At 39.4% G+C, this 13,065-nt stretch carries 13 protein-coding genes; 2 read left to right on the top strand and 11 right to left on the bottom strand.

The window, feature by feature from the left end:
• Positions 1-48: 48 nt before the first annotated feature.
• The 3 genes from G0028_RS02505 to G0028_RS02495 all read right to left on the bottom strand — a co-directional run bounded on the left by G0028_RS02505 (position 49) and on the right by G0028_RS02495 (position 2,403).
• Positions 49-1,035: an IS110 family transposase gene (locus G0028_RS02505; RefSeq protein ID WP_111885219.1), complete on the bottom strand. Its 987-nt coding sequence runs from the start codon at positions 1,033-1,035 to the stop codon at positions 49-51.
• Between the two features lie 250 nt (positions 1,036-1,285).
• Complete coding sequence (locus G0028_RS02500; RefSeq protein WP_174493383.1) at positions 1,286-1,678, bottom strand: NUDIX hydrolase; 393 nt, start codon at positions 1,676-1,678, stop codon at positions 1,286-1,288.
• A 110-nt stretch (positions 1,679-1,788) separates the two neighbouring features.
• Positions 1,789-2,403: a TIGR00730 family Rossman fold protein gene (locus G0028_RS02495; protein WP_174493384.1), complete on the bottom strand. Its 615-nt coding sequence runs from the start codon at positions 2,401-2,403 to the stop codon at positions 1,789-1,791.
• A gap of 155 nt (positions 2,404-2,558) precedes the next feature.
• Here G0028_RS02495 and G0028_RS02490 point away from each other — a divergent pair, with 155 nt between their 5' ends.
• Positions 2,559-3,572 carry a CorA family divalent cation transporter gene (locus G0028_RS02490; protein ID WP_130074324.1) on the top strand — a complete coding sequence of 338 codons (1,014 nt, stop codon included), beginning with the start codon at positions 2,559-2,561 and terminating at the stop codon, positions 3,570-3,572.
• A 159-nt stretch (positions 3,573-3,731) separates the two neighbouring features.
• Here the strand turns inward: G0028_RS02490 and G0028_RS02485 are convergent, their stop codons facing one another.
• The 6 genes from G0028_RS02485 to G0028_RS02460 all read right to left on the bottom strand — a co-directional run bounded on the left by G0028_RS02485 (position 3,732) and on the right by G0028_RS02460 (position 9,248).
• On the bottom strand, positions 3,732-4,019 hold the full coding sequence (locus G0028_RS02485) for a lipid asymmetry maintenance protein MlaB (protein WP_130074323.1): 288 nt from the start codon (positions 4,017-4,019) through the stop codon (positions 3,732-3,734).
• A 21-nt stretch (positions 4,020-4,040) separates the two neighbouring features.
• Entirely contained in the window at positions 4,041-4,673 is a 633-nt protein-coding gene (locus G0028_RS02480) for a phospholipid-binding protein MlaC (protein WP_130074322.1), read from the bottom strand.
• A gap of 22 nt (positions 4,674-4,695) precedes the next feature.
• Complete coding sequence (locus G0028_RS02475) at positions 4,696-5,373, bottom strand: outer membrane lipid asymmetry maintenance protein MlaD (RefSeq protein ID WP_130074321.1); 678 nt, start codon at positions 5,371-5,373, stop codon at positions 4,696-4,698.
• On the bottom strand, positions 5,373-6,152 hold the full coding sequence (gene mlaE / locus G0028_RS02470; RefSeq protein ID WP_130074320.1) for a lipid asymmetry maintenance ABC transporter permease subunit MlaE: 780 nt from the start codon (positions 6,150-6,152) through the stop codon (positions 5,373-5,375). The genes G0028_RS02475 and mlaE overlap by 1 nt, the downstream gene beginning before the upstream one ends.
• Complete coding sequence (locus G0028_RS02465) at positions 6,149-6,967, bottom strand: ABC transporter ATP-binding protein (RefSeq protein WP_130074319.1); 819 nt, start codon at positions 6,965-6,967, stop codon at positions 6,149-6,151. The genes mlaE and G0028_RS02465 overlap by 4 nt, the downstream gene beginning before the upstream one ends.
• A gap of 409 nt (positions 6,968-7,376) precedes the next feature.
• Positions 7,377-9,248: a DEAD/DEAH box helicase gene (locus G0028_RS02460; protein WP_130074318.1), complete on the bottom strand. Its 1,872-nt coding sequence runs from the start codon at positions 9,246-9,248 to the stop codon at positions 7,377-7,379.
• Positions 9,249-9,675: 427 nt separating this feature from the next.
• Here G0028_RS02460 and G0028_RS02455 point away from each other — a divergent pair, with 427 nt between their 5' ends.
• A complete protein-coding gene (locus G0028_RS02455) occupies positions 9,676-9,846 on the top strand; it encodes a hypothetical protein (protein ID WP_180047293.1) in 171 nt (56 codons plus the stop codon).
• Between the two features lie 310 nt (positions 9,847-10,156).
• Here the strand turns inward: G0028_RS02455 and G0028_RS02450 are convergent, their stop codons facing one another.
• Both G0028_RS02450 and dxs read right to left on the bottom strand, forming a co-directional pair.
• Positions 10,157-10,987 carry an inositol monophosphatase family protein gene (locus G0028_RS02450; protein ID WP_174493389.1) on the bottom strand — a complete coding sequence of 277 codons (831 nt, stop codon included), beginning with the start codon at positions 10,985-10,987 and terminating at the stop codon, positions 10,157-10,159.
• Positions 10,988-11,127: 140 nt separating this feature from the next.
• Entirely contained in the window at positions 11,128-13,032 is a 1,905-nt protein-coding gene (gene dxs, locus G0028_RS02445) for a 1-deoxy-D-xylulose-5-phosphate synthase (protein WP_180047291.1), read from the bottom strand.
• Positions 13,033-13,065 lie beyond the last annotated feature (33 nt).

Below are 13,065 nucleotides of genomic sequence, written 5' to 3'. Positions count from 1 at the left end.
GCCTTTGAAAGATGAGATACCGTCTTGGTAGTCAATCAGGTTTTGAGATTATTCGACCAATAAATAATCTCTTTGATAGGCAGTCTGATGTTTTAAAACGCCATAACACAGATGTATAAGCTTGCGCATTGCAGCACCTAAAGCACACATTTTATTTTTACCCTGGCTTAATAATCGTTGATATAAAGCTTCAATGTGTGGATTATATTTAATCGCTGTTAATGCTGACATATACAATACTGAGCGTATTTTACTGTCACCTGCTTTTGATAAGTGACTTTGCTTGTTGACTGAACTGCCAGACAACTGATGTACTGGAACCAAACCTACATATGCAGCAGCTTGACTTGCTTTTTCAAACTTGTGCGAATGAAATAACCCCAACAGTAATAAGCCTGATCGTTCACCGATTGAAGGAATAGTTTGCAGTAATTTCAAATCCTGTTTCAATGTTGGATCTTGATCTATGTGATCATTTATTAACTTATCAATATGTTCAAGTTGCTGATTTAAATACTCAATATTTTTTTCAAGTAATTTAATCACAACAACAGAGGTATGAGTGGACTGTGCCTTTTCAAGTCGATTCTTTTCCTGCAATAGACTACCTAGATAGACATCTCGTCTGCCTAGTAAAGCTTTTAATAATCTGACATTTTCAGGTTCAGGCTGCCATATGATTAACTTTGCGGTGTAACCATAACGTGAAAGAGCTTCACTATCAGCTTTATCCGTTTTATTTAGCATGGACATGCCTTTGGCAAAGGCTCTTACTCGTGAAGGATTAGCCACACAAACCTTTACACCTGCATCATATAGATAATATCCCAAATTCTCATGATAAACCGAAGTCGCTTCCATGATTGCTGTCACTTGATCAGGTTCAATTTTAAGAGTGATGAGCCATTTGAGCAGACTGCCAAAGCCACTTTCTGTATTAGTAAATATTTTATTTTTTCTTTTTCCAGTCAAACCTTGAGGGAAAATGCAACAATCTATTTTGGTTTTACTGACATCAATACCTAGCATAATCATGGTGATATTCCTTGAGTTTAAGCTATGATTTTTATCCCATTAACCATCATCTTACCTTGTGAATACAGCATCAAAGTGCTTAGTTACCGTTCAGAGTTGTATGAGGGATAAGGGCAAATTGTAGGTTTTATCTCAGGTTCAAATTTAAGATTTTAGCAGCATTCCAAACTCTACAATTTGCGTATAGTGGTAGCTAATCACTATATCAATCAAGATACAAGAAGCATTGCTTCACAAGTAAAGAGGGTACTTAGCCAAGATTCTCCCTACACCACGGAATCACGACTTCATTGGTTAAAGGAGCAAGCCAAGTTGGATCGTCATCCAAAGCAATCCATTTCATCTCTGCAATTTCAGCATCAATTTTCGGCGCTTGATCTAAGGTGACGTGATAAACATAGCTCACCAATTGATGCCCTGCTTCATTGGCTGCACGCGTTTCAAAACGACCAATAAATTGCTGAATGTTTGCTTTTGCACCAATTTCCTCTGCAATCTCACGTAACATGGTGTGTTCAGGTGCTTCATTTTCTTCTAACTTACCACCCACCTGCATAAAGAAGTCAGTATTTTTCTTTCGAACCAACAGCAATTGATTTTGATCATTTAAAATAATGGCAGCAGCAACAGTAATAACGTTCATGATGACTAAAAATAAAATACACAATATATTGTGATATTATTTTATTTAACATGCAATATATTGTGTTTTAGATAAATGTAAAATGTAAATAATCGCTGTGTTTTAATTAGTCAAATTTTTTTATCTGCGTCATCCAATTTAACCAATTCTTCACGGTCTTTTACCCCCCATTTGGGTTCAGGTGCTTGATAATTTTCAAATTTCAATAAAATTTCATCCAAAGCATCGGAATAAATCAATTGATCTGTAAACCTTGCTTTAGAAAAACCTTTATTCGTGGTCAATTGGATAAATTTTAATAAGTCATCATAAAAACCTTCGACATTTAAAAATGCACACGGCTTTAAATGAATCCCAAGTTGTGCCCATGTCCATTGTTCAAAAATTTCTTCGACTGTACCTGCACCACCCGGCAATGCAATAAATGCATCCGCAAGTTCAGACATTTTCGTTTTACGTTCATGCATATTCTTTACAATATATAATTCAGTTAAATGTGGATGTGCAAGTTCTCGCTCAACCAAACCTTCTGGAATCACCCCAATGACTTTGCCACCAACCGCTAAAGCACTATCTGCAATAATCCCCATTAGGCCAGAACGTGCACCACCATAGACTAATGTTTTCCCTTGATTGGCGATTGTTTCGCCAGTCAGTTTTGCAGTAGCTGCAAAAATTGGATCTGTACCAAGAGATGAGCCACAAAAAATTGCAATAGAATTCATGAATTTAACCTATTTTAAATTTTATTATGCAACAATTGTAAAATGTATCACAATTTTTTTTTACAAAAGAGCAATGTAATCCGTGTTTTTACTGAAATCCTTGTCTAAAATACACGCATTGATTGAACACTACAGCGCAAGGAAGAAAAGACACTATGCTTGAAGCCTTTTACGCCACTGAGCGCGGTAGCTTGGAAGATGCCACCATTAATGGTGGATTTGATCTACATCCTGAACTGGTCTGGATTGATCTTATTGCACCCTCACAAGAAGAACAAGAATGGGTTTTAGATGCTTATGAGCAAAATTTTCCAACGCTAAAATCATTGGAAGACATTTCATCATCTGCTCGATTTTATCGTGATGATGATGGGATTTTACATATCAGTACTTATTTTTTAACGAAAAATAAAAATTATCAAGTTGAAGATGATCCTGAAGACTCATCCAACATGCTTGCCAATGTACAAACGGTTGCTTTTATTTTACATAAAGATCGTTTATTTACTTTGCGTGGCGAAAAACTTGTTGCTTTCCGTGCTTTTCGTGCACGTGCACGCCGTAATGACTACGATATTGACTACAAAGATCCAACTTGGATTTTATTGGGTTTACTCGAAGCCAAATTGGATGAACTTGCGGATATCTTAGAAGATGTCCACAAGGACTTAGAACTATATTCAACCGAAGTACTCAATGTACGTCATCGTGAACAAATTTTAGATTTGGATGACATGATTACTCGCTTAGCACAAAAAGAGGACATGATCGGAAAAGCACAACTCTGTCTCATCGACTTACGCCGAGTTTTGACCTTTCTTTCTCGTCCTCGTGCTTTGGGCAGTCATATTTATGATGCAGATATTCGAGAGCTCAGTGAAGATGTTCGCTCATTGGTTGAACATGATGCTTTCTTGTTTCAAAAAGTTCGATTCCTACTCGATACAACGTCAGGATTCATTAACACCGAACAGAATGATACGATTCGTCGATTCTCGATTCTACCTAGTATGCTTGCACCTCCGATGCTCATTGCCAGTATTTATGGAATGAACACTGAAGTTTTACCTTTTGCTCATGGTACAACGAGTTTTTATGTGGTCATTAGTATTTTGATTGCATTCTTTGTTGGACCACTGATTTATTTTAGATGGAAAAAATGGATTTGAGCAAGCTTTGAGGCATTTCTTCAAAGCGAAGCGCAAAAAACACACCGAATCTACAATCCTGTTAGTATGTTTTTACATCCATTCTATAAAGCAAACTTCAAAATGCTACAGTTGTAAAAGAAAAGCACCTTTCGGTGCTTTTCTTTTTACTTTAACAATTTAAATCAATTTTAAATCATCTTGTAAATGACAGGCTTGAATGATCTTCATCATTTTTTCAGGAACAGCTTTAAATTGTAAGCCTTGCGTATTTGGTGTATGGCGTAACCATTGCACTAAAACAGACAAAGCTAAGGTACTACCATGTTCCAACTGCGATAAATTTACAGTCATTGGAAATGTTTTCTCAGCCTGAATGATTTTCAAACCATTTAAATAATAGTTTTCAGCATTCTCATAAGCGATCTTACCACTTACATGTAATTCCTGATTTTTAAATTCAATCACTCACGACCACCTATCTTGATCTTACTTTTTATTAACTGCTGCATCTGCATCTGGTTCAAATGTCGCAATCGCTTTGTCAATATTACCGCCATTACGTTTCACATTTGCAGCAAACTGATTACGGAATTGCAAACCTAAATCAATGCCTGAAACATTGATGTTACGGATTTTCCATTGTGAACCATGATCAGCCAACTGGAATGACACAGGAATTTTTTCGCCTTTATTATTAAAGTCGATGGTCACTACAGGATTCTTACTATTCGTTGCTTTAAATGGGCGCATGGTGTACGTTTGATTGGTATATTTAGCAAAAGCTGAACCATAATTTTCAATCAATGTATTACGGAAATTTTGCTCAAACTTAGCACGTTGTGCTGCATTACTATACTGATTGGTCGCATAAGTACCCATCACAATACGTGTAAATGCTTGACCATCTACGTACGGATCAAGATTCTGACGTACAATTGCTTTTACTGCTGCAGGGTTATTTTGCAGTTTTGCATGATCTGTTTTTAAACGTGTAATCAAACCATCTGCAACACGTTTCACAAATGCTGATGGTGCTTCTGCAGGGGCTGCATTCGCAGCAGTTGCCAACATAGTTGCCAATACTGTTGCTGTAAAAGTTTGTTTCATTAAAATATTCATCTTTCAATATTTCCTCTAATGCTTATTCAACAAAAGATGTTTGAGCATCTGTCGTTTCATTTGATGCAGGTGCGTCTTGTGAACCTGATGCACCCTCTGATGATTTCCCTGCACCACCAGTAATAAATTTCGAAATAAGGTCTTCCAGATCCATTGTACCTTGGGTATTTGTGACACTTTCACCGCGTTTTACATAGTTTAAACCACCACCAGGAACAACTTTGAGGTATTTCTCACCTAAAAGACCATTGGTTGCAACCATTATGTAAGCATCTTCATCGATACTTGTGATGGATTTCATGTTATTCAATAGTTGCTGTTCCATTTCTTTTTGTTTCTTTGGATCAGCAGCTTGATAATCAGAACTATAACGTAGTTCTTCTAAAGCATTTTGCTGTACTGTTTTTAATTGCGCTGGGCTAAAACTGGTTAATGAACCATCAAGATCAAATTTTACAGTCGCCAAACGTGTGACAGGGTCTAAAGAAATAGATTCAACTTGACCAATTTTCACACCGCTCATGGTTACTTTGGCACGTGGTTTTAAACCATTTACATTGTCAAAGGTTGCAGTCATGCTATAACTATCTTTCAGCGTGTTGCCAACCAAGCCACTCACTTTCATCGCCAAGAAAAATAAAGCAATACCGAAGACGATGACAAAAACACCTACGGTCAACTCACTTGTACGTGATTTCACTAAACACCTCCGAACATGACCGCAGTCAACACAAAATCAAAACCTAATACACATAATGATGAATACACGACTGTACGTGTTGTCGATGTTGCAATACCTTCTGATGTTGGCTCACAAGCATAACCTTGATATACCGCAATCCATGTACAAATTAAGGCAAAAACTAAACTTTTAATAATCGTGCCATTGAGTACATCTTTGTAAAATTGGGTACTACTCATGATGCCACTCCAATAAGAGCCTTCATCTGCCCCCAAAAAGTCAACACCGACCATTTTACCACCCATGATTCCAATCGCAGCAAAAATCACAGACAACATCGGTAAACTAATAATACCTGCCCACAAACGTGGAGAAACCACACGTTTTAATGGATCTACACCAATCATTTCCATACTAGACAGCTGTTCTGTCGCTTTCATCAAACCAATTTCAGCCGTTAATGCTGAACCTGCTCGCCCCGCAAATAGCAGCGCTGCAACCACAGGTGCTAACTCACGTAACAACGTCAATGCAACAGCCGCACCCAACATCGCTTCACTACCAAAAGTGACCAAGATGTTATACATCTGCAAGCCAAGTACTGCACCGATAAACAAGCCCGATACAGCAATGATCAAGAAGGATAAAACACCGACTCGATACATTTGATAAATAAAAAGTTTCACACCTAAAATCGTAGGCATTGAAAATAAGACACGTAACAACATTTGAGTTGCAACGCCTATGCCTTGAATACGTTCTAAAACACGTCTACCCAATAAGGCAATTGCATTCATGAAATGACCTCATTGCTTAAATAGGCTTGATGGCTAAATTGATAATCAACAGGACCTTCAACCGATCCTGTCAGGAACTGACGTACAAATGGCGATGCATGTTCACGCAATTGTGCAGGTGTCCCCTCGCCTTGTACTTTCCCTTCAGCAACCACATAAATATAGTCTGCAATAGATAAAGTTTCATCCACATCATGTGAAACAATAATCGTGGTTAAATCCAAAGCTTCACGTAATGAACGAATTAAACGGGTGAGTACCCCCATCACAATCGGATCTTGTCCTGCAAACGGTTCGTCATACATAATTAAATCAGGGTCTAATGCAATCGCACGAGCTAACGCAACACGGCGATTCATCCCACCTGATAGCTCCGCTGGCATCAACTTCTCTGCACCACGCAAACCGACAGATTCTAATTTTAAAGCGACAATTTCAGCGATTAAATTTTCTGGTAATTTTGTATGTGCTCGAATGGGAAAGGCAACATTTTCATATACGGACATATCTGTAAATAATGCACCGCTTTGGAATAACATGCCCATACGTGCGCGCGCTGCAAATAATTCACTTCGAGACATTGTAGCAATATTCTGACCATCGAGTAATATTTCACCTTGATCTGGTGTTAATTGTCCACCGATCAAACGCAGTAATGTGGTCTTTCCTGTGCCAGATGGCCCCATAATTGCGGTAATTTGTCCACGACGAATTTTTAAATTTACATTGTCATATATGACACGCTCCCCTCTCTTAAAGCTTAAATTTTTAACGTCAATTAAAGCTTGAGCATCGGGATATAATTGATTATTCATAGCTGAACGTTTTCCTGCATTCATCAGCTCGCATACTATACGCTGAAATCAAATTTTTTGTTGTAATTAAAGATAAAGAACGTATTGTATTTTTCAACTAAGAATTTGGAAACGATATTTTTATAAGAACATTGCAATGAGATTTTATTTATTCTTTCACTCATTCAAAGTATTCATGGTTATTTAAACCAAACTACTATAAATAAAATACACAATGTTGGAAATCAATAGAATCGAAAAAATATATAACATAATTTCCCCATAACTTTCTTTAATCACAGTACTGACCTAGCGGTGAATTTGTCATACCATAGCATAAATGTGATAAGAATCACAAATATTAAAATAAAAGCAAAAGAAATAGACATAAAAAAACCAGCATAAATGCTGGTTTTTAGATCTATAGGTGTTAGTCGTTAAATTTACGACGACGATCACCGCCTTCACGACGTGGTTGATCTTCACCGAATGAACGCTTAGGACGGTCATCACCAAAAGAGCGTTGTGGACGATCACCATTAAACTCACGACGTGGACGATCTTCACCAAATGAACGCTTAGGACGATCACCGAAGCTACCTTCACGACGTGGTTTGTAATCTACACGATTACCACGGTTGTCATCATTTGAGTCAAAACGTGGTTTATCATTGAAACCACCTTCACGACGTGGGCGATCATTGCTGAACTCGCGACGTGGGCGGTCTTCAAAACCACCTTCACGACGTGGACGATCATTATTGAACTCACGACGTGGACGGTCTTCAAAACCACCTTCACGACGTGGACGATCATTGCTGAACTCGCGACGTGGGCGGTCTTCAAAACCACCTTCACGGCGTGGACGATCGTTGTTGAACTCGCGACGTGGACGGTCTTCACCACCGAATGAACGTTTTGGACGATCTTCGCCATAAGATGGACGATCACCACGTGGTTTATCATCGAAGCTACGACGTGGACGGTCTTCACCACCTTCACGGCGTTTGAAGTTAGATTCCCCTTCAAAACGGCGACCGCCATCACGACCACGACCGCTACCAAAGCCACGACCACCATCACGACGACCGCCACCATTGCGACCACGACCATCACGGCTACCGCGTGCAGGCGGTGGAGATGGCTCTAAGCCTTCAATTTCAGAAACATCTAAACGAGTTTCTAAATAGTCTTCTAAAGCACGAATTTTGCCACGCTCACGATAAGTCGCCAAAGTAATCGCTTTACCTGTACGACCTGCACGACCTGTACGACCAATACGGTGTACATAGTCTTCGTTTTTCATTGGAAGACCGAAGTTGATCACGTGAGAAATCGTTGGTACGTCTAAACCACGTGCTGCTACATCAGTTGCAACTAAGATTTTTGCACGACCTTCACGGATTGAACGTAAACGACGGTTACGTACCGTTTGTGGCATTGCACCATGAAGCGCAACAACAGATAGACCCGCTTCTGTTAACTCTTCAGCAAGCATGTCTGTGTCTTCTTGTGTAGACGCAAATACAACGGCTTGATCCAAATCTTCTTCATTTAACCAATGAGTAAGCAATTTTTTCTTATGCTCAAAACCATCAGTCCAATGTAAAGTTTGGGTAATGTCAGTATTGGTAGAATGACCTGTTTCAATTGCAATACGTTCAGGATCATTCATCATGCGTTCAGCAAGGTTAATGATACGTGGTGCAAATGTTGCAGAGAACATTAATGTTTGTTTACGGTTAGCAGCTAAGTCGCTAATTGCTTCTAGGTCTTCAGAGAAACCTAAATCCAGCATCCGGTCAGCTTCATCCACAATTAAAGAATCAACTTTATCAAGTTTGATTTGACGACGGTTTACAAGGTCAAGTAAACGACCCGGAGTCGCAACAACAACTTGCGCGCCTTTTAATTGTTGGATTTGTTTACCAAATGGCATACCCCCCATGATTGCAGCAATACGAACACCTTTCATGTGACGTACAAATGCAATTGCGTCTTGACATACTTGTTGTGCAAGTTCACGCGTTGGAGAGATCACCAAAATATTTGGTTGTGTTACTGCTTTCATACGTTCTTTAAAAGGAACAAAAGTGTCTTGTCCTGCTAAAGCGTTTAATGTAGGCAGTAAGAATGCAGCAGTTTTACCAGAACCCGTTTGGCTAGATACTAAAAGATCTTTACCTTCTAAAGCCGCTGGAATTGATTGTTCTTGAACAGGAGTAGGTGTAGTAAAACCAAGAGATTCGAGTGCTTTATGTAATGACTCGTCTAAAGGAAAATCAGCAAAAGTTTTGCTCATAGAGATATTCACCCCGAATGTGGGTGCTCCATTAAAAATATGGTCTGATGGACATCGGCAAAAAGCGGCACAGCAATTATCGCTGAAAATATAGAATCAGCGGCGATCCGAGAACGACGATGCGTATAACGCACATTTGATTACAGCCGCAACCTGAAGGAATCGCTTAAGCGATTGGGTGGGGCGCGAAATATTGTCCTCTCTTGGACCGGACGCGCATACACAATATAGAAGAGAATGTTCAGGTAATGAACGAAATTTAGTGCGTGGGCGGAGTATAGCAGAATTTAAAATAATGTCACGAAGTTTTATTGTTTTTTCCTGTGAAAAATGTCACCTCTACCCATCCTCATAACATTAGCAATAAACATTATCTACATAAAGCCTTTATACTCATTACAAATAACCCTATCGATGAGTTTTCTAAATGAATAAACAAGAATTACTCAATGAGATACAAAAGCTAGAATTTCCAAACACCGACTTTATTATCGTTGGTGGAGGTGCTTTAGTCATCAGGAATCTTCGAGAAACTTCTGACCTTGATATTGTCGTAACCGCTGAATTATTTGAAAAACTAAAAAAAGATCATCAATAGAGTTATACAATTCGCCCAAACGGCAAACCAAAACTCTTTAAAGATTTCATTGAAGTTTATCTTGATGTAAATACTGACGATTTCCAACGAACTACATCTCAACTATTTGAACATGCAGATATTTTCAATCAAATACAATTTATTAATTTACAAACATTGATGCAGTTAAAGCAAAGTTATAGAAGAGAGAAAGACCTTCACGATATTGAACTTATTCAGACTTATCTTGCTACTCAAAAAATGAAATAGGCATAAAAAAAGCCCTCATTCACATGAAGGCTTTTCAAAACTCAAACTACAAAAGCATAAATTACTTCGCAGCTTCACCCCAAGCAGGAACAACTTGTTGCATCAGTGGTTTTAACATTTTCATCGAACATGCGATCACTTGACCGTTTTCCATAGAATCAGAACCACCACGCGCATCAACCACTGTACCACCCGCTTCTTTCACGATCAACTCGCCTGCTGCGATATCCCAAGGTTTCAAACCAAGTTCAAAGTAACCATCTAAACGACCAGCAGCAACATAAGCTAAATCCAATGCAGCAGAACCTGCACGGCGGTATTGCGCGCCTGCTTCAGTTACGTTTAACAATGATTCAAAATGGTTTTTCGCATAAGAAACCACTTCACCGTTACGAATTTTACGGTAAGCATGACCTACGCCCATGAATGTATTTTCAAGGCTGTCTTTCACGTTTACACGAATACGGCGTTGGTTCAACATTGCACCGCGACCACGGCTTGCAGAAAATAGCTCATCTTTCACAGGGTCATAAATAACACCGTGTTGAGTAATTCCTTTATGTTGAACTGCGATAGAGACACAGAAATGAGGGAAGCCATTGATAAAGTTTAAAGTACCATCAAGCGGATCGATCACCCAACACCAATCAGCATCGTGACCTTTACCTTCTTGCATACCAAACTCTTCACCAAGGAAGCTGTGATTTTTATAACTTTTACGAAGAGTATCAATCGTCAGCTGCTCGATGTAACGATCTACACGAGTCACAGGACCATCAATACCTTTTTCTTCGACTTGTAGATCGAGTTTATGACGATTTTGATGCGCTTTTAAAAGCTCTTGACCAACTAATTGAGCCGCACGCGCAGCCATCACCACCATAGGTTCCATTGAACACCCACTACAAATTTGAAGATACTGATAAAGAATAATGCATAAAAGCGCCGACATTTTAACAAATATCGACGCTTTTGGGGAAATTTTGTTTCTAAAATTTTACATTTTCAAATTTAGAAAAAATCTATCATATTTTAAACAGGTTGCGTAAGCTTTAACCAAGCCTGTTCAATTGAGTTCTGAATGCCGTTGGCATCCAAACCACAATCTTGCAACATTTCAGCATGCGTCGCTTGAGGTAAGAACTCATCAGGTAGACCTAAATTCAAAATAGGTTTAACAATTTTTGCTTGAGCAAGGAGCTCATTAACTGCACTACCCGCACCCGCCATTACCGCATGTTCTTCTACAGTGACAAATAAATGAGTTTTATCCGCTAAGTCACAAATGATTTGTTCATCCAATGGTTTTACAAAACGCATATTCACCACGCGAACTGCGATATGCAACTGAGTAGCAAGTTGTTTTGCAGATTCAATTGCAGGCTGAACACGACTACCAAAAGCAAGGATGCTAATGCCTCCTTCATGCTCGGTATTAAACTCAGCAACAATTTCAGCTTTACCAATTTCAAGTTCAGTGAGTTGTTGTTGAATCTCGACACCTAAGCCATTCCCACGTGGATAGCGAACGGCTGTCGGACCTTTGTATAGATAGGCTGTATGCAGCATTTGACGACATTCATTTTCGTCTTTTGGTGCCATGATCACCATATTTGGTACAGTGCGCATATAGGCATAATCATATGCGCCTGCATGTGTAGGGCCATCTTCACCCACCAATCCAGCACGGTCGATGCCAAACGTCACATCCAAATTTTGCAACGCTACATCATGAATCAACTGGTCATAACCACGTTGTAAGAATGTTGAATAAATTGCAACAACGGGTTTTAAACCTTCACATGCCATACCTGCTGCCAAAGTCACAGCATGCTGTTCTGCAATCGCAACATCAAAATAACGTTCAGGAAATTGTTGTGCGAACTTGACCATGCCTGAACCTTCACACATTGCAGGTGTGATGGCGAGTAATTTGTCATCTTGGGCAGCTTCATCACATAACCATTGCCCAAATACATCTGAGTACTTTGGTGCAGTGGTTTTAGAGGGCGCTGTATTTATTTTACTAATTGCATGATATTTAATTTGATCTGCTTCCGCAGGTGCAAAGCCTTTACCTTTCACTGTATAGATGTGAATTAGACGAGGACCTTTACGTTTTTTCAGTGCATTAAACACTTGTACCAATTGTTCGACATCATGACCATCAAACGGTCCAAAATAGTCAAATCCAATGGCTTTGAATAAGTTATCGGCTGCATCTGTTGCAGATTCATGCAAACGTGAGTTGTAATCCCATTTAGGACAGTCTTGCACAAATGCCTGACCGTGTTCATCAATATTGATAAACTGACCCTGTTCCCAAATTGAAGCAAGGTGCTTTGCAAAACCACCTGTGCTTTGGGAAATTGACATATCATTGTCGTTCAAGACCACCATCAAATCTGCATTGTGGGCAACCGCATCATTCATGGCTTCAAAAGCCATTCCTGCCGTCATTGCACCATCACCGACAATAGCAACCACTTCGCGAGCTTCTTTTTGATAACGACTCGCCAAAGCCATCCCCAAGCCTGCTGAAATAGCAGTGGATGAATGACCGACACCAAAGGTGTCAAATTCAGATTCTTCACGTGCAGGAAAAGCGGCTAAACCATCTTTAGAGCGAATTGTCGTCAGTTGTTCACGGCGACCTGTTAAGGCTTTATGTGGATAGGCTTGATGCCCTACATCCCAAACTAAACGGTCTTTCGGTGTTTCAAAACAATAATGTAGTGCAACCGACAACTCGATTACACCCAAATTTGCACCAAAATGCCCGCCACTTTGACCAGCAGCATACAAAATAAATTGACGCAATTCGTCTGCGACCTGTGCCAATTGGCTTTGCTCAAGTTGACGTAATTGTTGAGGATAATGGATCCCATCCAACAATGGCGTTACAGGACGTTGACTAGGTATTTCAGTATACAACATATGTGGCAAAGCCTTCTAAAGCCTGGCAAATCT

The organism is Acinetobacter piscicola, from assembly GCF_015218165.1.
GTDB classification, from domain to species: domain Bacteria; phylum Pseudomonadota; class Gammaproteobacteria; order Pseudomonadales; family Moraxellaceae; genus Acinetobacter; species Acinetobacter piscicola_A.
The sequence above is the reverse complement of the archived record's forward strand: the minus strand, read 5'-3'. Positions and strand labels throughout refer to the sequence as shown.